Genomic DNA, 19,073 nt, shown 5'->3' with positions numbered 1-19,073 from the left:
TTGGGCCTTAGGCAATTTATAAAGGCAGGGACTGATACGAGGAATAGGTCTGTAAACCTACCAATGACAGTAGTTCACCCTGCCTTTATTATAACGTTTTCCACATTGTTTTTAGTTTCCTACCCCCCCCTGCACCCCCCCGTTTCAAACAATAACAATTAATTGATATTAAGCTTTCTTAAGACCAAAGGCAATGACGCCGGTTTTTAGGTTTCTGGCAACTGGGTAAGTTCCCTTTCTCTTATCGTCATTCCGACGAAGCAATGACGATAAGAGTAAAATCTTTGCAATAACCAGCGGGTAATACCCCCATCATTAATTACCCATACACGTTTATAACATTTCCCTCAAATAAATAATTTATTACATCTTTGCACCTATGAGCAAGTTATGGCAAAAAACCACCAACGTTAATCAATTAGTAGAGAACTTTACCGTTGGCCGCGACCGTGAATTTGACGAGCAGATGGCCGCTTTTGATGTGCTGGGCTCGCTGGCACATACCCAGATGCTGGAAAGCGTTGGGCTGCTTGAAAAGGCCGACCTGGACGTGATACAACAGGAATTGAAAAAAATTTATGCCGATATACAGGGCGGCAATTTTAAAATTGAGGCTGAGGTTGAAGATATTCACTCGCAGGTAGAACTGCTGCTTACCCGCCGTATCGGCGAAGCCGGCAAAAAAATACACAGCGGCCGCTCCCGTAACGACCAGGTGCTGGTTGATCTGAAACTTTACTTCCGCCATGAATTGCAGGAAGTGGTAGAATCGGTACAAACCTTATTCAATTTACTGATCAGCTTAAGCGAAAAACATAAGGATGTATTGCTCCCCGGTTATACACACTTGCAGATCGCTATGCCATCTTCGTTTGGCTTATGGTTTGGCGCTTATGCCGAAAGCCTGATCGACGATCTGGAAATGGTATTGGCCGCTTATCATATCACTAATAAAAACCCTTTAGGCTCGGCAGCGGGTTATGGCTCGTCGTTCCCGCTAAACAGAACCTTAACTACCCAGCTTTTGGGTTTTGAGGATTTAAACTATAATGTTGTTTACGCGCAAATGGGGCGTGGCAAAACCGAAAGGGTTATAGCCCAGGCGCTATCCAGTATAGCGGCAACGCTGGCTAAAATGGCTATGGACCAATGTTTATACCTCAGTCAGAATTTTGCTTTTGTAAGCTATCCGGAAAACCTCACCACGGGATCAAGCATTATGCCGCACAAAAAAAACCCCGATGTTTGGGAAATTATGCGCGGGCGTTGCAACCGACTGCAGGCCCTGCCCGGCGATGTAGCCATGATGACCACCAACCTACCATCCGGCTATCACCGTGAACTGCAATTGTTAAAGGAACTTATTTTCCCGGCTTTTGCCGATATAAAAAACTGCCTGCACATGGCCACCTTTATGCTGGAACATATAGAGGTAAAAAACAATATATTAGATGATGCCAAATACGCTTATCTTTTTAGTGTTGAAGAGGTGAACCGGTTGGTATTGGGCGGAATGCCTTTCAGGGATGCTTACAAACATGTTGGCCTGGCTATTGAACAAGGAGAGTTTAAGCCCGACAGAAACATACACCATACGCACGAAGGCAGTATCGGCAATTTGGGCAACGCCCAGATCAGCGATGCTATGCAGAAGCTGGTTGCCCAGTTTCCGTTTGAGAAGGTGAGTAAAGCGGTGGAGGAATTGGTAGCCCCACCCAAACCCTCCCCGGTAGGGAGGGCTTAAAAAAATAATGCGGAGCCTAACCCAAACCCTCCGCGGTAGGGAGGGTTTTAAAAGTCTCCCCTACCGGGGGAGATTTAGAGGGGGCTTAACTAACGGATGCACAATGAACGGACAGAACAGAGCAGACATATACCCCGGTTTACTGGTGGATATCATTTTAAAAAAAGATCAGCGTAGCGGTAAAAGAACGCGTGGCGTGGTAGCTAACCTGTTAACCAGCGCAGCATACCACTCTCGGGGTATCAAAGTACGGTTGGAAGACGGGCAGGTAGGCCGCGTTGCCGAAATTATTGAGGAAGATTAATCATGACACAAAAAGAACCCAAAATAGATTCGCTGATCCGTTTCGATACGCAGTACCGTTTGCTGATTGCTTTAGGAGTTACAGCGATTGTGTTTTTTGTGATCCAGGGCCACGTTTCGGTTCCGGCATTAATCATCCTGTCGTGGTTAACCTGTGCCTCGGTTATCATTTTGATGGACTGGCTGATTATTCTTTCTTCTAATCCGCGCGAGATGCGTAAAATAGCCCGGATGAAGGATTCCAGCAGGTTCAGCATCCTCGGATTTGTTATCGCAGCTTCTTGCGTGAGCTTGTTTTCGGTACTGTTCCTGCTGAAATCAAGCAAGGGGGAACAGCATGGTAGCGTTAACCATCATATTATGCTGGCCATAGGCTCTGTAGTTATCTCCTGGTGGATGCTGCATACCGTATTTACCATGAGCTACGCGCATTTGTATTATACCAGCACTCCCGACCCGGATGATGACCAAAATGAAGTAATAGGCGGCTTACAGTTCCCGGACGAAAAGACTCCTGATTACCTGGACTTTGTATATTTCGCTTTTGTGATCGGGATGACATTCCAGGTATCTGATGTGGAGGTATCGTCGCGCTCCATACGCAGGTTAGTACTTGTGCATGGCCTCATTTCCTTTGCGTTTAACACGGCCATTGTGGCTTTAAGCATCAACGTGGTTTCGGGAATAGCATAATTTTTATACCGATGGAAGATTTGAGGCTATTCCACGTAAGCGAAGAAGCTGGTATCCAAACGTTTCTTCCCCGGCCCTCTCCTTCTCACTTTAAACATCTCACGGGCGATGTGGTGTTTGCTATCGATCACTTCCACCTGCACAACTACCTGCTGCCGAGGGATTGCCCCCGGGTAACTTTTTACGCTGATGATGAGCAGCAAACCGATCCCCTTTTAAAGTTCAGCACAGCCCAATTTGTTGTGGCGGTAGAGTCGGCCTGGTTTGAACGCATCCTGCAAACCACCTTGTATTGTTATGAACTGCCTGTAAATAACTTTACATTGCTGGATAAAACGGCAGGCTACTATGTGAGTTATGCCGAAGTTAAGCCAATAGAAGTAACCGTTATTGATAATTTATTGCAGCGCTTATTAAGCCTGGATATTGAATTGAGGTTTATGCCCGATATTAAGCCCCTGGCCGAAGCAGTTGCCAAATCTGAGCTCAATTTTTCGTTGATCAGGATGCGGAATGCGGGTAAGTGAAGGAAGCAAGCCGGATGGGAAGCCAGTTGATCTGCTGTCGATCTATCCCTGGCAGAAGGTGCCTCCAATGTCGATGATATAGTTGTAGAGGATCGACCTGGAAAAAAAATGTCATTTCGACGAGGTACGAGGAGAAATCTTTTACTTCAGGACAGCAACCGTGCAAGTCTTGAAGCAGGCTTATCGCGCGCAAAAGGTCGTATGTATGAAATGGTTCGATAGATGATGTAAAAGAGTTCTTGAAAAAAAGGTTGTAGCTTAATAGTGAACCATTAACAAACACTTTAAACCAAGAACTCATGAAACAAGGTACACAATTAGATTTTAGCGGACAAACTATTTTTGTTGGCATAGATGTACACAAGAAGTCCTGGAAGGTCAGCCTTCGCAGCACCCATATGGAGCTAAAGACGTTTTCCCAGGAACCTTCACCTAAGGCCTTAAGCGGGCATCTACAACAGAACTATCCTTCGGCCGATTACAGGCTCGTTTACGAAGCCGGTTTTTGCGGCTTTGGCTATCAGCGACAGTTTAGTGAGCTGGGGATGTCCTGCATCGTCGTAAATCCTGCCGATGTCCCGCTGACAGACAAGGAAAAGCAGCGCAAATCAGATACGGTCGATTGCCGGAAACTCAGTAAAACATTAAGTGAAGGAGCCCTGAAAGGTATCTTCGTGCCTGGCATCGAGCAACAGGATGACCGCGGTATTATCCGTGTTTACCAGCAAATGATCAAAGATCAGACACGCTATAAGAACCGAATAAAAGGATGGCTTAACTTCCAGGACCAGTCGGTGACGGTAGACACCGATAAATACTGGTCGAATCATTATATCTGCCTGCTCAAGGCCCTTTGCTTGCCTTCATCAGCACGGATCAACCTGGATATTCTGCTACAGGGATACCAGCAGACCCGTATCATGGTACTCACAGCCACCAGGGAAGTCAGAGCCCTATCCAGGCAGCCACGTTATCAACAAATTATAAAACTGATCCGGACCATCCCCGGTATAGGCGAGATTACCGCCTTATTATTTGTCACAGAGATCGGCGACATTGAACGCTTTGATTCCCTGGATGCCTTGTGTGGATATGTGGGGGCTGGTGCCGGATATGCATAGTTCCGGCGATCAAAAAATCATATTGGGGCTCACTAAAAGAGCCCATCACCAATTACGGGAGAAGCTTATCGAGGCCTCTTGGATAGCTGTCAGGCTCGACCCGGCCATGACGCTGGCTTTCAATAACCTTTGCAAAAGAATGAAAAAGAATAAGGCCATCATCAGGATAGCTAAAAAAATGCTCAACCGGATACGTTTCGTTATGAAGAATCAAAAACCTTACGTAACTTCGGTTGTCAAATAAGTCCAAAAGGACGAATGCCTGATAAAGCCGGTTTGGTTTTTTTATGAAATGGGCAAACCGAAGCGAGGGATCTGCGGCCCGAAAGGTGTCTGCTATACAAAAGGTTACGGTTGCCCTTTTATCCAAATAATTTGAACGCGATCCTGCAGCCTGCAAAGTGTCTGCTTATAGGAGGTTAGCTGGTCATTTATCAACGCATTAAAATAAAAATTCGTGAAGGTTTTTTTAGCCATTCAGTGAACAGGATAAATAAAAAGCCTCCTTTGACAGAGGCCTTTATCCGTGGTTCAGCAAATCATATTGCTGGCAGGTTGCTCCTCAGCAGCGCCTGTTTCCTCTTTTGATTTGCACTGGAAAGTTAAACAAACAGGGCCATGCTTTGACCAAAAATATTTAAAACATTTAAGCAATACGTGTTATAACCCCTTTTTAAGCCCTTTTGCCTCGTTTACCTTGCATATTTCATCATAGGAGGTCCCTCGTACCTCGGGATGACATAGTTTGTGAAGGGTGCTTTATCTAAAAATAATAGTCATGCGCATTAGCTGTCGTATTTCCCCAGTAAAGTCAGCGCCTGTTTCCGGATTTTGTTTTGCATCAAAGGCGTCCAACCCAACAAGTAACCCATTACGCCCATGGCTTGGCCAGCCCATTTCCAAAGGTTAAAAAAATCGGTATGCTTGATTATTTTACCATCCTGAAACTCAAATTTTGCAGAAACGCGGTTAGTTACCTCCCGGCCGGTACGGCTAAAGGTATAAACGGCTACCCAGTTGGCACTTCCGGTTTGATCATCAGCTTTAATATCGCTTACTGTAACCTTGATGTTGGGGTTTTTAAGCAGCATACGCCACATATTTTTGACATCCTTGCCTTTTAACAGTCCGAATGCCGGATCTTTAAATTCAATGTTATCGGCATAGCAACTTACCATTCCTTCGGCATCCGCGGCCGCGAACGACCGGTAAAACTTTTCGATCAACTGCTTATTATCCATCATCACGTAAATTAAGCCTATTGTATAAATCCTTTATTTAAACTTTGCGCTATCTTCAACTGCATCAACCCTTCCATGGCAGTCGCTCTTTTTTTGGCTTCAACCACCGCATCGCCTTCAAAATGCTCATCAATCGTTTCAAAAAACAGTTTCATCCACCGCTCAAAATGTTCCGCGTTTAAAGGTACGCGTTTATTCAATTCGATATGCGTTAACATGGGGTTACCCTTGTAAGTTACCTGATCAAGCAGCATAGTCTCCCAAAAGCTAACCATTACCGGGATATGCGTATCCCAAGAAAAGTTTTTCGCGTCGTTAAAAATAGGGCCTATCACATCATCAGCTTTTACCTTGATGTAAAATTGATCTACTAAAAATTGGATATCGGCTTTATTGGTGATCAGGCGCTTCATTGGTTTGTGTTATACGACAAAAAGCTGGGCTATGTTATGAAAGCCCAACTTTTTAAAGTTCCATATTAATAAGCAATTTGCTGCAATGCAATATCACGACTTGTTCTCATTAAGCCTCTGAGCTTAAGATATGGAATGATAAAGCCGTTGGGATACCACAAAACATCGCTTGATTGAATATAATCATAACTGCTTAACTTCTTTTTAGGTATCAGGCTCATACTTTGCCATTGTCCTGTTGTTAAATCCATGCTGCCATAAAGCGACGCCGATGTTTCAAAATTAGAAATTACGTGCAGTGTATTTTTCTCCTTATGGTAACCGGTTGACAAAAACAGCCCGGTATTAGTGTAATGTGATGGGAATATCTGGTGATATTTTGCATTTAAATTTAAATCGTACCCGTTGATTAACATTGAACCTTCAGTTGTCCACACACCGTACGAAAACGTAGCAGACGCCGTCACCACTCTTGAAGACATAAATACCAGCAAACGATCATTTTCCTCTTTGATAGATCTAACAACAAGCAACTTGCCGGAAATACTCTCGGGTTTGTCCAATTTTTTATTTATTGGCTCATAAGCTTTTTCTATTTCTTTGATATGTTTTTTATTGAATACTTCGGTAACCGCATTTTTTGTATTTTTAGTAAAATCAAGCTTGCTAACCGTTAGTTCGGGATCATTATCCAGGTTTTTATAAAGTATACTATAATAAAGTACATTCTGATTTTCAACAGAAGGGTAAAACTCAAAATACTTCGCGGCCGTTTTCTTTGAATCGCCGTTATGTATTTCTATGCTTTGATTGATCTGCGCAGCGGGCTGCGTTTTTCCCTGCGGATAACTCAACACGTTAACATTCCCATCCTTACGGTACCAGGCGATGAACAGGGTACCCGAATAATTACAGGCCATTGTTATAAATACATCGTCGCTAATAGCCGGATGGAAAGTATTAACGGCTTGTAACTGTTCGTCAAAATCCATAACAACTATATCTTTGGTTTCACTGGCATCTGCATCAACTGAACTAAAACCGGCAAATCCCACGTGCAACTTACGCTTTAAATTAGTTTGCCTTACAGCAAGTTTAAAGATGGATCCGTCTTCAGCATGAAAAAAATATGGGCTTTCCTGGTATTCCTGCTGGTTATCATAAATAATCTTCGACAGGGTAACTTTCCCCGTAGCCGGATCAATCAGATAACCTTTGTAGGTATTGTTTTTGCTCTTAATAGAACCAAAATCGGTAGATGCAACTGCTATTATTTTCCCTTTAAAATTACCGAGCGTTAGTGAGTAACCATCTAAAGTAGTTTTCCACAGAATATTCATTTTATCATCAATAGCTGTCAAATCAAAATGCTGGTTATCGGTATTTACCTCTGTTACATATACTTTATCACTTAGCCTTAAGGTAGTGGTAAGCTGCTTTACATCACTGGCAAATTCTTTTAATGAGGCTACCTCAGTCTGGGCAAAAGATAAAACTGGAATAAATAACAACAGATAAATGAGTGTTTTTTTTGACATAAGTTGGATTTGTTTTATGATATTTCTATAATATTATAAAACAAATGCGATAAATGCCAAACAATCCCAAAAAACAATCCCAAAACATCAGATACCCCAACAATATTAACACCCAGTAAATAATTTTACATATTAAACAACCTTCAATCAAACAACCCCTTATCTTTATTAATAAACTTCGGCCGCATCAAATCCAAACCTAAGGCCTTATTCAGTTGGTCAACTACATAATCACACAACTCTGGCGAATAACGCTCATCGTGCTGGTGCATAAAAAACCATACGGATTGCAGCCCATCCTGCTGCCATTGTTTAATGCGCTGCACCCATTCGTCTACACGGGTATAGTCTGTAGGGTCGAGGCTGTTGCCAACAAAGCGGATAAAGGCATGGGGCGTGGGCAATTCCATGTGTACGCAATCGCGCCTGCCGGAGGCATCGGTAATTACCGCGCCTATGTTGAGCTCACTGAACATTTCAAAAACTTCATTGCGGATGTCGGGCACCGCGTACCAGTCTTTATGCCGCAATTCTACAAATACGGGTACATCTTTAGGAAGGTGCTGCAGGTACATCTTCAGTTCGGGCAGGCTTTTGGGCGTATAATTATCACTTAATTGCAAAAACAGCGGACCAAGCAAATCGCCGAAGGCCATAATACCTTCGTAAAAAGAGGTGGTAACCTCTTCCGCGTTTTTTAAACGTTTGATGTGGCTGATGCTCTGCGAAAATTTAGGGCAAAACCTGAAGCCCGGATTTTGCATAGCTTTTTGCTTCCATTTTTCGATGGTTGATGCGCCGTAAACCTGGTAAAAGGTGGCGTTTAGCTCAATGCAGTCGAAGTGCTTTACGTATTCATCTAAAAAATTGGCATCCTTGGTTTTTTCGGGATATATCTTTCCCACCCATTCTTTACGGCCCCATTTGGCGCAGCCCACATGTACTTGCAGTTGTTTTTGATGCGGTGCAGCCTTCAGCGTCCGGATGGTTAGCTCAGGGTCAGGAGGTAAATTAAAATCTATTTTAGCCAGTTCTTCCAGGCTTACTCGTCCAAATTCCATATTCGTTAGGTATATTCTTTTTTGTTGTAACCGGTGGAAGCGTTGCTGGTTTCACCGGCCGCCATCCTACCTCTTGACTCTTATTTCTCGACTACTATCTCTTGCCCCTTATTTCCTGCTTCTTATCTCTTGCTTCTTTTTAATCTTCTTCCATCCTCGAGTACTTTTTGGTATCGTTCATACTGGCGTATACGATCAATGATATGCCAATACAGGCGGTAACATACCAGTAGAACCAGTCGGCATGGCCTTCGTCCTTAAAAAGCAGAGCCAGGTACTCGGCGCTGCCGCCAAATACGGATACCGCTATAGCATACGGAAAACCTACACCCAGGGCCCGCACATTTACCGGGAAAAGCTCGGCCTTAACCACGGCGTTAATGGAAGTATATAAACTGGTGATGAGCAACGCCAACATAATCAGTCCGAACGCGGGCCATAGCTGATGAGTTTTGCTTAAGGCTGTCATGATGGGGATGGTTGCCACTGATCCTAATATTCCGAAAGTGATCAATAAGGGCTTGCGACCTATTTTATCAGATAGCAGACCAAATAAGGGCTGCACCAGCATAAACACCAGCAAGGTTAGGGTTGAAATAAGCGTTGCATCATTTTTGCTGAAGCCAGACGTATTGACCAGGAACTTTTGCATATAAGTGCTAAAAGTATAAAACGCTACTGTACCGCCCATGGTTAAGCCAATCACCATCATTACCGCCTTAGGGTGTTCCATCAGGGCCTTCATCGTTCCGCGGTTGGGGTTACCTTGGTTTACTTTATTGAAGGATTCGGTTTCGAGCAAATTGCGCCGCAAATACATAGCAGATACTGCCAGCACGGCCCCTATACCAAATGGAATGCGCCAGCCCCAGCTATGGAGCTGTTGTTGCGATAAAAAGTAACGCTGTAATAATACCAGCACGCCTAAAGCCAGCAATTGGCCCATAATTAATGTAACATACTGAAAGCTGGAATAAAAGCCGCGATGCTTTTTAGTGGCCATTTCGCTGAGGTAGGTAGCGCTGGTACCGTACTCGCCGCCTACGCTAAGGCCCTGTATAATGCGGGCCAGTACTAAAATAACAGGTGCCGCAATGCCGATGCGCTGATATCCGGGTACGATGGCTATCAACAACGAACCGGCGCTCATTAACAATACCGATAAAGTGAGGGCGGCCTTTCGGCCCTTACGGTCGGCATACACGCCCATCACCCAGCCGCCTATGGGCCGCATTAAAAAGCCTATGGCAAATATGCCTGCGGTGTTCAATAACTGAGCCGTCTCGCTCCCCTTCGGAAAAAACGAACCTGCAAAGTACAGCGAGAATGCCGAATAAACATACCAGTCGTACCATTCGACCAAATTGCCTATGGAGCCGCCAAAAATAGATTTTAAACGATGGCCGATAGCCTCGGGCTGCTCTGAAAGTGCTGGTTTTTGCGTCATATTGGTTACCCGAAAATAAACTTTATTTTCAGATTAAACAGCCTGTATTCTATTTCGTTTGGCTGGCAAGCGGCTTTACTTTACCCCCTGGCAAATCATTGCCGCTGATACACATCTCCCCTGGCAGTTACAACTTCCGCCATATCCGCCAGGGGAGAAACCATTTGGACATATCAATAGCAACTGACACACTCGTACACTTGAACCCCAGCCTGTTATACCGGCTTACCTGATAACTTAAAAACCTATTTTATTACATAGCCCGTTGTAGTGGCTACGGGTACGCCATTTTCTGTTACCCCTTGTACTACCACACGTATTTTGGATTTGGGGTCGGCATTGTAAAAACTAACGGTTGCCTGCCCATTGGCATCGGTAGTGATATTAGGCTCCCAGTGCAGGGTGATACGCTTGTCGGTTCTATCGGATGAAGAGTCGTAGTTGGGCGCATAAAATACCCTGGCATCGTAATATCCCGTTACATCACTGTTAAGTAAGTTAAATTGCTTTTTTTCAAATGCTGATGGCTTGAGCGAAAGATAAATTAAGAGCACGTCGCCACCGCCCATCGTAATCATATGGTTCACCCGTACCGAGTTTACCTGGTCCATCGTGAGGGTGTAATAATCAATGCGTTCAAACACATCTTCAACCTTATCTACAATAAACCTGGGGAATATTTTTTTCCCTTGAAAATAGAATATTACACCGCTTGAAGTATCCGGATTAGTTTGCGCGCCAGGTACTTTATGTACTATAAAATCTTCCAGATCCTTGTAAGTATTATCTTTGGCTGTAATGTCAAAATAATACTCCGGGTAGCCAAAGCTCTGCACGGTTTGATCGCGCAGTATAATTGTTTTAGGTGCATCACGAATGGTAACCTCGTTCAGCTGTATCCCGTCGGCCAATTTATGTTTTCTCGACTCAAGCATACGTGCAGAACTTGCCGCATTAAAGGCCTCTAAATCGGCTGAGGGATCCTGACTAATCATGGGCCGTTGAGGAACCACCATTGGATTACTGGCAATAGTATCTAAAAAGATCCATCCTGTTTTTTTGCCTTTATCATCACTGGCCGATAGTTTTAATGTTTGGTTTCCGTATAGCTGTATCCCATCCAAATAATACTTCCCCCCGGCATCGGTACGGGCGCCAAATAATTTGTTGCCTTTAGCACCGGGTGCAAAAAGCGTAATATTCATATTCGGTAAAGGTTTGTTGATCAAAATTGAGCGTAACCTGCCGGATACGGTAAAGCCAGACTCGGGCAGATAACTGATATTCAAGGCAGTATCGGCCAATCGTTTCCAAACAAAATCGCGCCAGCCCTGGGTTAACAGTAGCAAGTCAATTTGCTTAAAACGATTAACATTCGCCGGATCAAAATACTGGGCGGCATTATCTATTTTTCCGCGAACTTCCGATTGCAGCATCAGGTAAGATACAATGTTTGTTTCGTCGGCAGGCACAACGCTTTCATCAACCGCCGCCATAGAAAGGTTTGCCTTAACCGGCTGTTTTTTATTATCGGTTATGTTGATAGTCACCGTTGTTTTTTCTTTAGGAGCAAAAGTTGCCTTATCAGCCAGGGCTGTGATGTTCACATTATCCTTACCGGCAACATAAATTAAACGCTCGCAATTGGGGTGCAAGGCTTCGTCGTACAGCATCATACTGCTTACGCCAGCGGGTGCTTGCGCCTTAGGCACATTAATGGCGGTTTGCAGATCATTCAGGGTAAATTTGCCCGAAAAATATATTTTGTTGGTATGTTTAGCCGCTATGGTTAACTCCTTGCCTTTATGCTTATCGAGCGTGGCCTGGTTGGTGCTCACAATTATCTGTACACTATTAGAGTCGATATTTTTGGTATGTATGGAATAACCCTCTGCCAGTGCGGCCGGCAAGCTAACGTTAAACGGGCGACCGTTTTTATAAGTACCTACAACTTTGTATTGCGTGGCTGATGATGGCAACATGGCGAAGCTGCCCAAACCTGCATCGGTACTAACAAACCTGCTGATGGTATCGCCCTGCGAAGAAACGATACTCCCCTGTACCTTAACACCATTGCCTAAAGCATCTTCGGCCTTAAAGCCCACTATACTTTGCACACCCTGTATCATGGAGCCACCTTCGGGGAAAAAGCTCACATGATCGACATTCTGAACCGGAGGCGGAGCCACAAATTTAGTTTTTCCACCCTTGCCTTTTTGATTGGCTGTGGCTATAATTTTTACCCCGAGTACGTTGTTGATGGTTATCTTTTTATCAAACACAAAGTTATCGCCAAAATTGCGCATCCAATTGGTATAGGCCCTTAAATGGTAGGTTCCGCCGGGTATGGAGTCCGTCAGCTTAAAATCGCCAACACCCATGCCATTATCCATCCTGATGATCTCGCGCGCGTATACTTTTGAGTCGGGCGAGATCAGATCGATATACAAATTATTACTGGTATAGGTTGGATGATTACTGGTGGCGTTTACCAGGTAAGCTTTAAACCACAAGTCGTCGCCCGATGCGTAATATTCACGATCGGTATGTACATAAACTTTTTCGAAAAATAATTGGTAAGGTGCTTTGGCCGCTGGCTGTAAAGGCTTGGTTTGCGCTGATGCTTGTTGCCCCAGGCAAAAAAAAGCAAATACGGCAAAAAAAATGGGTAAACGTTTTCTCATGATTCAGGCAGGAAATAATAAAGGTTTTATTGATCTGGTTATTAGACCTAAAGTTGTAAAAAGGTTTAATGCTAACCGTCCTGAACTGTCCTGCCTACCAGGATTTTAAAAAAATGCAAAACAAAAACGCCATTACCCTACATTAGTACAACTACTTGATGAGGGCAATGGCGTTTAACTATCCTGCCGCAGAAGGATATTTGTTTATTTTTTAGTGATGGTGATGACCATCCGGACCATGTGCATGGCCATGAGAAAGCTCCTCTGGAGTAGCAGGGCGCACATTTAAAATATTACCTTTAAAGTGCAGAGCCTGGCCAGCCATAGGGTGGTTCAAGTCAACAATTACCGAATCCTCGGCAATTGATACTACCTGACCCTGAAAATGATGACCTTCGTTGTCTTGCAAAGGTAATGTGCTGCCAATTTCGGGCAGATCATTTCCGTTAAACATTTCTTTAGGTAAGTTAGCTACTGCCTCCTCATCATATTGGCCGTAAGCGTCTTCGGCGCTCAGGCGAAACTCATAATCGTCACCTGTTGAAAGTGTGCTTAAATGCTCCTCAAATTTAGGTAGCATCTGGCCCACGCCATATAAAAAAGTTAATGGCTGCTCTTGTGTGGCACTTTCCACTAAACCTTCTGTACCATCTTCCTGGTTAACATACAGGTCATAAGTTAGCGATACTACGCTTTGGGGTTCAATCTTCATTATTTTGATTCTATTTGTTATACAATTAACCTGACGTTATACTTACGGCTACCCCGCCAAAAAGTTTTAGTCCAGGTATTTAATTTGTTTAAATGCCGAGCTCGCCTCTGTTACTGGCAACTGGCATGTTTTATCTACACAAACAAAAATTCGGGTTTGTGTGCTAAACTTATCATGCAACAAAGGTAAACTTCCTTTTGTTCCGCCCAAGATAATTTTATTGGGGACATATCTTTTTTCAACCTCACGGCGCATAGCCCCGGCATTGTTACCGGTAATGGCAATTTCGTAAGTTCCCATCACATCTTCCAGCAACAACATAGCCCAGTTTGAATAAGCCGAACCATATTTGGCCATTAGTTTTTTAACGTTCCGCAATAGCTGGGCGGCAATGGCCTCGTATTCGCTTTCGTCAAACAACAGGCTTAGCTTTTTAAAATTGCGTGCCATTACCGAGTTTGATGAAGGCATCACGTTATCCATCACCTCAAACTTACGTGCTATCAGTTGCTCGCCATAATCGGGTGTGTAAAAAAACATCCCGGTGGCGTTATCATAAAAATGATCGAGGGTGTGCTCTGTTAAGGCTTTCGCCTGATGTAGCCAGGCTTCATCAAAAGTAACTTCGTATAGAGCGATAAAGGCATCGATAAGCAGCGCGTAATCATCTAAAAAAGCAATGGCATCCAACTTTTCATCCCCGGTAGGTTTAGCATAAACACGGCTTAGCTGGTTGTTTTTATTAATCAGGTTGTCTTTTATAAAATGCGCGTTTTTTAAAGCTAATTCTAAATAAGCGGGCTCATCAAAGGCGCGATAGGCATCGCAAAGCCCCTTAAGCATCAATGCGTTCCACGAGGTTAGTATTTTATAATCAAGCCCCGGCAGTACCCGTTTAGCACGTGCTTCTAAAACCTGGTTACGTAACCCTGCTATTTTATCCACCAGGGCATCTGCCGGAATACCCAATTTTTCTGCAAGCACAGCATCATCATCGCGACGGAAAAATATATTAGTATGCTCCTCTTCCCAATTTCCTTCGTTGGTTACGTTATAGTAAATGGCAAATAGCCCGGCATCATCGCCTAAAATAGCCTCAACTTCCGCTAAGGTAAAAGTATAAAACTTACCCTCTACCCCTTCACTATCCGCGTCGAGCGCCGAATAAAAACCATTTTCGGGCGAGGTAAGTTCGCGTTGTATAAAAGCTATGGTTTCGGCCACTACCTTTTTATAAAGTTCATCTCCGCACCAGGTAAACGCTTCAGAATATAAGCCAATCAGTTGGGCATTATCATACAGCATTTTTTCAAAATGGGGTACATGCCAGTGCCCGTCTACCGAGTACCGGGCAAAGCCACCGCCAATATGATCGTAAATACCGCCTTTGGCCATTTTCTCGAGCGTGAGCCTTACAATTACATTGGTTTCTTCGTCCTGCATCAGGTAAGCATAGCGCATTAAAAACTGCCAGTTGTTGGGCATCGGGAATTTGGGTGCCCGGTTTAAACCGCCCTCCTTAAAATCATAGGATTGTTTCCAGGGTTTTACAATAGCTTCCAGATCCGCAGGTGTATTTTCCATCTGCTCGTTCACAAAGCCGATATTTTCGTACTGATGGATGCCTTCGGTTAGCTTAACGGCATATTCTTTAGCCTCGTCAGGCTTTTGCTCCCAAAAGTTGGCCAGGTTAAACAGCAGCGCCATCCAGTCGGTTTTGCGGAAGTAGGTGCCGCCGTAAATGGGGCGCTGGTCGGGCAGGCAAACGCAGTTTAGGGGCCAGCCGCCGCGGCCGGTCATCAGCTGTACGGCGCTCATGTAAATCTGGTCGATATCGGGACGCTCCTCCCGGTCTACCTTGATACACACAAAATGCTCATTCATAATTTCGGCCACCTGCTCATCCTCAAAGCTCTCGTTCTCCATTACATGGCACCAATGGCAGGCGGAGTAACCGATGCTCACCAGGATCAGTTTATTTTCGTCGCGCGCTTTTTGCAAGGCTTCGGCTCCCCAGGGGAACCAGTTAACCGGGTTGTTAGCATGCTGGAGCAAGTATGGCGAGGTAGAGGCGGATAGTTTGTTCATGATTGATGCAAAGATGCTGATTGATACTGACAGGTTATTGTAAAAGTTGAGTAATGGGGAAATTGTTTTGTGGGGAGGGACTTCATATTCGATTTCGTATTGTTTGTTAATTGCATGGTACCAGATCAAAAACATATCTTTAATGCAGATCAGGAACGGAAAGTACCATGGAAAGAGGCGGCTGCGTTTACATCATGACGAATAAATTGCATACCGTGTTGTATACTGGAGTAACATCTGATATTACCGGAAGAGTATGGGAGCATAATAATAAAATATACCCCGGTAGTTTTATGGCTAAATACAACTGTAATAAGTTGATTTATTATTGCTTTTATTTTCATATCGAAGAAGCTATAGCCGCTGAAAAATTAATCAAAGGTATAAGCAGTGGTATGCATCGGTAAAACCGGACAGTTAAGTCTCTTAACTTAGCAAGATCAATGTCGGGAAAAAAAACAGAGACCGCACGTAGGAAATACGATGACGAGTTTAAGCGAGATGTGTTGAAAATGATATCGGGAGGCCGTTCCGTTCAGGACGTGTCGAATTCACTGGGCCTAAATACGGGCATGGTTCATCGGTGGCGTGGAGAGCAAAACCAGGCAGATGTGACATCGAAGTCATTGGCCGAAGGCCATGGTCCCGAAGTTTCAAGAGGGGATCATGAGCTGGTTAAGGCACGTTTACGAGAGGTGGAACAGGAGCGAGATATTTTAAAAAAAGCCTTGGGCATTTTCAGCCGGGGGATCTAAAGATGGTATATGCCTTCATTTTATCCCAGGAAACGCTTTTTTCGGTAATTATCATGTGCCAGGTTCTATCGGTCAGCCGGAGCTGTTATTACGCTTACCGAAAAAAAGACCTTAGGCTTGAAAACCCTGAAATAAGGCAGATTGAATTACAGGTGGTTAATGCCTTTACCTTGCATAAGCGGCGGTATGGGGTCCGCAGACTGATGCCTGAGTTGCTGGATCAGGGCTTAAAGATAGGCCATTGCAAGCTCCGCCGGATCTTACAAGAAAACAAGTTAAAAGCGATTCAGCCGAGGTCGTTTGTGCCTCGCACAACCGACAGTCGACACCCTTATCCTATTAGTCCCAACCTGTTAAGGAAAACGCCCTTCCCAGTAAAGGTAAACCAGGTATGGGTTGGAGATATCACTTACATCCCTTTACAAGCAGGAGGCTGGTGCTATCTGGCCGTTTGGATGGATTTGTTTTCGCGTAAAGTAACGGGCTGAGGTGTGATGGTTTATTAATAATCAGCTTCTTCCCCCATCGTCATTGAGATGAGGTACAACTCCGGATTCATAACACCAAAGTCCAGCACTGATTTCCCTCACCTGTCTTGCGATAATACCACCGCGGTATAAGGTGCAACAGCTATATTGGCATTAAACGGCAAACCGTCGCATTCGCCCTCGAAGGCTTCGGTATCTAATACCTCAAAATCGCCAAACTCTTTGTCGTAACCATCCCAGTTGCTGTTGAAACGGATTTTCCACAATCCACCATCGGGCATGCCCATCCGGTAATCGCTATAACCCTGGCCGCTAAAGTTGAGTATCACAATGGTGCTATCGCCTTTGCCTCCTTCGGCCCAGCGGTGATAGGCAATCAGTTTCTTCTCGTTGTCGAGGCGAATTACCTGGGTGTTATTACCCGATAGCCCTTCGGTATTGTTATTGTAATTTAAGCGGAGCTTAATCAGGTCGCGGTGCAGGTTCACAAAGCCGTTAAATTGTTTCAGGCGGTTCCAGTCTATCGGGTCGGTATCCGAAAACCATTTGTCTTCCAGCAGCTCGTGCCCCTGGAATATCATCGGGATACCCGGCGAAGTTAAAACCATCGCGATACCTAAGGAGGCCCGTTTTTTTGAATACCAGTTGTTTACATCGCCGTCAGATATTTCTTCGGCAACGCGGGCCTTGCCGTTGGCCACTTCATCGTGACTTTCGGTATACACCACCCGTTTAAACGGATTACCGCTATACTGGTTCATCAAAGCCTTTTCTATTGCAGTCATATCGCGGTCGGCATCGTTGGGGTCAATAAGCGCCACACGTACAGGGTGTACAAAATCGGCATCCCATTGAGCGCCAAAGCCCAGTCCGTCGCCCTCGTTAGCGGAGTTGGTGATACTATCCAAACCATGCAGATCCTCGGCGATAGTCAGCTTCCACGGAAATTTCCCGGCCACCTCGCTGTTGATCCATTTGAGCAAAGTAACGCCGTCCTGCAGCGCGCTACCCTCGCTCTCGTCGGCGTGCACGTTACGGATGTAGGGGATCATATCCATACGCAAACCATCAACCCGGTATTCTTCCAGCCACATCATGGCGTTATCGCGGATGTAGCGGCGCACCTCGTCTCGGCCATAATCCGGCCGGGTATCCCCCCAGGGCGTTTCAGATTTCCAGTCGTTATAAAAATAAATGCCGCCTTTGCCGTTCTCGTTCCAGCCGTCAAACTGCCATATATCCAGGTCACTCGGGCCAAAGTGGTTATAAACCACATCCAATATAATGGCTATACCATGCTCATGAGCCGCCTTTACCAAGGCTTTAAAAGCATCGGGGCCACCGTATTCCGATTCGATAGCAAAAGGCTGCGCAGGGTTATATCCCCAGGAAAAACCACCAGGAAACTCAAACGGCGGCATAATTTCTATCGCGTTAATACCCATGTCGCGCAGGTAGGGCAATTTTTCAATAACGCCATACATATCGCCGGGTTTACCTTCCTCTTTTACGTTAAAGGTTCCGGTATGCAATTCGTAAATCACCAGCTTGTTCCAGGTAGGCATATTGTATTGGCTCTCTCCCCATTCAAAGGCCTGTGGGTTATAAACTACCGAATTACCTACCGAACTGGTAACCGAGCGGGCGTAAGGATCATTCCTGAAGAATTCGCCAAAAGGCGTTTTTAAAAAGTACTTATATTCGTGCCCTTCTTCGGCACTTTCCACCAGTCCCGCCCAATAGCCATTGCCTTCACTCTGTAGTGGGTTGCCGTCTTTTGCAAATTCGTTAAACGAACCCGCAACAAATACTTCTGTGGCATTTGGCGCCCATACCCTAAAAAATACACCTTCGGGCTGCACAATAGCGCCCATACCGTCAATTTGTGTGCTTTGTTGCACTGTATCTTGTTCCATTTAATAGCAGTTTAATGGAACAGGAAGCAAAAACAAAGCGAATTGTTTTAACAATAGTTACAATTTGATGAAGTTGAGACAAAACTATAGTCAACAGAAAAAAAATTGCCTTTCACTTTATATAAAGAACACTATAAGCAATTGTTAACCAGTCGGCCTGACTTTCTTTTTAACTAAGGCAACGATCATTATGCCGATGCTAAAACCCATCAAAGCACCCAGCCAGGTATCAGGCAGGGATACGTAATGCTGAATAATAAGTGTTGCCGACATGAACAGCAAGCCAATGGCAATCAAAATTTTTGCAGGAGGTAATTTTTTATTTTTCATCATCTTTATCTC

At 44.6% G+C, this 19,073-nt stretch carries 19 protein-coding genes; 9 read left to right on the top strand and 10 right to left on the bottom strand.

Annotated features, from left to right (window positions below; all coding sequences use genetic code 11):
- The first annotated feature begins 379 nt into the window (after nt 1-379).
- From argH to MUCPA_RS38955, 6 genes are all read left to right on the top strand, one after another.
- Entirely contained in the window at nt 380-1,744 is a 1,365-nt protein-coding gene (argH, locus tag MUCPA_RS23285) for an argininosuccinate lyase (protein ID WP_008509719.1), read from the top strand.
- A 103-nt stretch (nt 1,745-1,847) separates the two neighbouring features.
- Nucleotides 1,848-2,048 (top strand): YwbE family protein, encoded by a 201-nt coding sequence (locus tag MUCPA_RS23280; protein ID WP_040626316.1) that lies wholly within the window; start codon nt 1,848-1,850, stop codon nt 2,046-2,048.
- 2 nt (nt 2,049-2,050) lie between these two features.
- Nucleotides 2,051-2,740 (top strand): DUF1345 domain-containing protein, encoded by a 690-nt coding sequence (locus MUCPA_RS23275; RefSeq protein ID WP_008509717.1) that lies wholly within the window; start codon nt 2,051-2,053, stop codon nt 2,738-2,740.
- 11 nt (nt 2,741-2,751) lie between these two features.
- Nucleotides 2,752-3,267: a DUF6886 family protein gene (locus tag MUCPA_RS23270; protein ID WP_008509715.1), complete on the top strand. Its 516-nt coding sequence runs from the start codon at nt 2,752-2,754 to the stop codon at nt 3,265-3,267.
- A 299-nt stretch (nt 3,268-3,566) separates the two neighbouring features.
- A complete protein-coding gene (locus tag MUCPA_RS23265) occupies nt 3,567-4,388 on the top strand; it encodes an IS110 family transposase (protein WP_050982148.1) in 822 nt (273 codons plus the stop codon).
- Nucleotides 4,381-4,632, top strand: coding sequence for a hypothetical protein (locus MUCPA_RS38955; RefSeq protein ID WP_233276783.1), 252 nt, complete (start codon nt 4,381-4,383; stop codon nt 4,630-4,632). Before MUCPA_RS23265 ends, MUCPA_RS38955 begins: the two co-directional genes overlap by 8 nt.
- Nucleotides 4,633-5,173: 541 nt before the next feature.
- Here the strand turns inward: MUCPA_RS38955 and MUCPA_RS23255 are convergent.
- The 8 genes from MUCPA_RS23255 to MUCPA_RS23220 all read right to left on the bottom strand — a co-directional run bounded on the left by MUCPA_RS23255 (nt 5,174) and on the right by MUCPA_RS23220 (nt 15,572).
- A complete protein-coding gene (locus MUCPA_RS23255) occupies nt 5,174-5,632 on the bottom strand; it encodes a nuclear transport factor 2 family protein (protein ID WP_040626314.1) in 459 nt (152 codons plus the stop codon).
- 14 nt (nt 5,633-5,646) lie between these two features.
- The gene (locus MUCPA_RS23250; protein WP_008509710.1) at nt 5,647-6,042 is read right to left on the bottom strand and encodes a group III truncated hemoglobin; all 396 of its coding nucleotides are present in this window, start codon (nt 6,040-6,042) and stop codon (nt 5,647-5,649) included.
- 65 nt (nt 6,043-6,107) lie between these two features.
- On the bottom strand, nt 6,108-7,580 hold the full coding sequence (locus MUCPA_RS23245; protein WP_008509708.1) for a hypothetical protein: 1,473 nt from the start codon (nt 7,578-7,580) through the stop codon (nt 6,108-6,110).
- A gap of 143 nt (nt 7,581-7,723) precedes the next feature.
- A complete protein-coding gene (locus MUCPA_RS23240) occupies nt 7,724-8,641 on the bottom strand; it encodes a DUF72 domain-containing protein (RefSeq protein WP_008509706.1) in 918 nt (305 codons plus the stop codon).
- Nucleotides 8,642-8,780: 139 nt separating this feature from the next.
- Nucleotides 8,781-10,088, bottom strand: coding sequence for an MFS transporter (locus tag MUCPA_RS23235; protein ID WP_008509705.1), 1,308 nt, complete (start codon nt 10,086-10,088; stop codon nt 8,781-8,783).
- A gap of 245 nt (nt 10,089-10,333) precedes the next feature.
- A complete protein-coding gene (locus MUCPA_RS23230; RefSeq protein WP_008509704.1) occupies nt 10,334-12,772 on the bottom strand; it encodes a hypothetical protein in 2,439 nt (812 codons plus the stop codon).
- A gap of 211 nt (nt 12,773-12,983) precedes the next feature.
- The gene (locus MUCPA_RS23225) at nt 12,984-13,484 is read right to left on the bottom strand and encodes an FKBP-type peptidyl-prolyl cis-trans isomerase (RefSeq protein WP_008509703.1); all 501 of its coding nucleotides are present in this window, start codon (nt 13,482-13,484) and stop codon (nt 12,984-12,986) included.
- 66 nt (nt 13,485-13,550) lie between these two features.
- Nucleotides 13,551-15,572, bottom strand: coding sequence for a thioredoxin domain-containing protein (locus MUCPA_RS23220; RefSeq protein ID WP_157543978.1), 2,022 nt, complete (start codon nt 15,570-15,572; stop codon nt 13,551-13,553).
- A 167-nt stretch (nt 15,573-15,739) separates the two neighbouring features.
- Between MUCPA_RS23220 and MUCPA_RS23215 the strand changes: the two genes are divergently transcribed.
- The 3 genes from MUCPA_RS23215 to MUCPA_RS23205 are packed head-to-tail and all read left to right on the top strand — an operon-like array spanning nt 15,740 to nt 16,815.
- Nucleotides 15,740-15,979 (top strand): GIY-YIG nuclease family protein, encoded by a 240-nt coding sequence (locus tag MUCPA_RS23215; protein WP_008509701.1) that lies wholly within the window; start codon nt 15,740-15,742, stop codon nt 15,977-15,979.
- 36 nt (nt 15,980-16,015) lie between these two features.
- Nucleotides 16,016-16,327, top strand: coding sequence for a transposase (locus tag MUCPA_RS23210; RefSeq protein WP_008509700.1), 312 nt, complete (start codon nt 16,016-16,018; stop codon nt 16,325-16,327).
- Nucleotides 16,328-16,329: 2 nt separating this feature from the next.
- The gene (locus tag MUCPA_RS23205; RefSeq protein WP_008509699.1) at nt 16,330-16,815 is read left to right on the top strand and encodes an IS3 family transposase; all 486 of its coding nucleotides are present in this window, start codon (nt 16,330-16,332) and stop codon (nt 16,813-16,815) included.
- 98 nt (nt 16,816-16,913) lie between these two features.
- Here the strand turns inward: MUCPA_RS23205 and MUCPA_RS23200 are convergent, their stop codons facing one another.
- Nucleotides 16,914-18,731, bottom strand: a complete 1,818-nt coding sequence (locus tag MUCPA_RS23200; RefSeq protein ID WP_008509698.1) for an alpha-amylase family glycosyl hydrolase — start codon at nt 18,729-18,731, stop codon at nt 16,914-16,916.
- 144 nt (nt 18,732-18,875) lie between these two features.
- Nucleotides 18,876-19,064, bottom strand: a complete 189-nt coding sequence (locus MUCPA_RS23195; protein ID WP_157543976.1) for a hypothetical protein — start codon at nt 19,062-19,064, stop codon at nt 18,876-18,878.
- Nucleotides 19,065-19,073 lie beyond the last annotated feature (9 nt).

This window comes from Mucilaginibacter paludis DSM 18603 (genome assembly GCF_000166195.2).
Classification (GTDB): Bacteria; Bacteroidota; Bacteroidia; order Sphingobacteriales; family Sphingobacteriaceae; genus Mucilaginibacter; species Mucilaginibacter paludis.
This window is presented reverse-complemented; position numbering and strand designations above follow the sequence as displayed.

What these genes read in the sequence shown, in the direction of transcription:
- MUCPA_RS23275 (WP_008509717.1), top strand. Translation starts at nt 2,051, where the DNA reads ATGACACAAAAAGAACCCAAAATAGATTCGCTGATCCGTTTCGATACG.
- MUCPA_RS23210 (WP_008509700.1), top strand. Translation starts at nt 16,016, where the DNA reads ATGTCGGGAAAAAAAACAGAGACCGCACGTAGGAAATACGATGACGAG.
- MUCPA_RS23235 (WP_008509705.1), bottom strand. Translation starts at nt 10,088, where the DNA reads ATGACGCAAAAACCAGCACTTTCAGAGCAGCCCGAGGCTATCGGCCAT.
- MUCPA_RS23280 (WP_040626316.1), top strand. Translation starts at nt 1,848, where the DNA reads ATGAACGGACAGAACAGAGCAGACATATACCCCGGTTTACTGGTGGAT.
- MUCPA_RS23240 (WP_008509706.1), bottom strand. Translation starts at nt 8,641, where the DNA reads ATGGAATTTGGACGAGTAAGCCTGGAAGAACTGGCTAAAATAGATTTT.
- MUCPA_RS23225 (WP_008509703.1), bottom strand. Translation starts at nt 13,484, where the DNA reads ATGAAGATTGAACCCCAAAGCGTAGTATCGCTAACTTATGACCTGTAT.
- MUCPA_RS23230 (WP_008509704.1), bottom strand. Translation starts at nt 12,772, where the DNA reads ATGAGAAAACGTTTACCCATTTTTTTTGCCGTATTTGCTTTTTTTTGC.
- argH (WP_008509719.1), top strand. Translation starts at nt 380, where the DNA reads ATGAGCAAGTTATGGCAAAAAACCACCAACGTTAATCAATTAGTAGAG.
- MUCPA_RS23270 (WP_008509715.1), top strand. Translation starts at nt 2,752, where the DNA reads ATGGAAGATTTGAGGCTATTCCACGTAAGCGAAGAAGCTGGTATCCAA.
- MUCPA_RS23245 (WP_008509708.1), bottom strand. Translation starts at nt 7,580, where the DNA reads ATGTCAAAAAAAACACTCATTTATCTGTTGTTATTTATTCCAGTTTTA.
- MUCPA_RS23220 (WP_157543978.1), bottom strand. Translation starts at nt 15,572, where the DNA reads ATGAACAAACTATCCGCCTCTACCTCGCCATACTTGCTCCAGCATGCT.
- MUCPA_RS23255 (WP_040626314.1), bottom strand. Translation starts at nt 5,632, where the DNA reads ATGATGGATAATAAGCAGTTGATCGAAAAGTTTTACCGGTCGTTCGCG.
- MUCPA_RS23250 (WP_008509710.1), bottom strand. Translation starts at nt 6,042, where the DNA reads ATGAAGCGCCTGATCACCAATAAAGCCGATATCCAATTTTTAGTAGAT.
- MUCPA_RS23200 (WP_008509698.1), bottom strand. Translation starts at nt 18,731, where the DNA reads ATGGAACAAGATACAGTGCAACAAAGCACACAAATTGACGGTATGGGC.
- MUCPA_RS23215 (WP_008509701.1), top strand. Translation starts at nt 15,740, where the DNA reads ATGGAAAGAGGCGGCTGCGTTTACATCATGACGAATAAATTGCATACC.
- MUCPA_RS38955 (WP_233276783.1), top strand. Translation starts at nt 4,381, where the DNA reads ATGCATAGTTCCGGCGATCAAAAAATCATATTGGGGCTCACTAAAAGA.
- MUCPA_RS23265 (WP_050982148.1), top strand. Translation starts at nt 3,567, where the DNA reads ATGAAACAAGGTACACAATTAGATTTTAGCGGACAAACTATTTTTGTT.
- MUCPA_RS23195 (WP_157543976.1), bottom strand. Translation starts at nt 19,064, where the DNA reads ATGATGAAAAATAAAAAATTACCTCCTGCAAAAATTTTGATTGCCATT.
- MUCPA_RS23205 (WP_008509699.1), top strand. Translation starts at nt 16,330, where the DNA reads ATGGTATATGCCTTCATTTTATCCCAGGAAACGCTTTTTTCGGTAATT.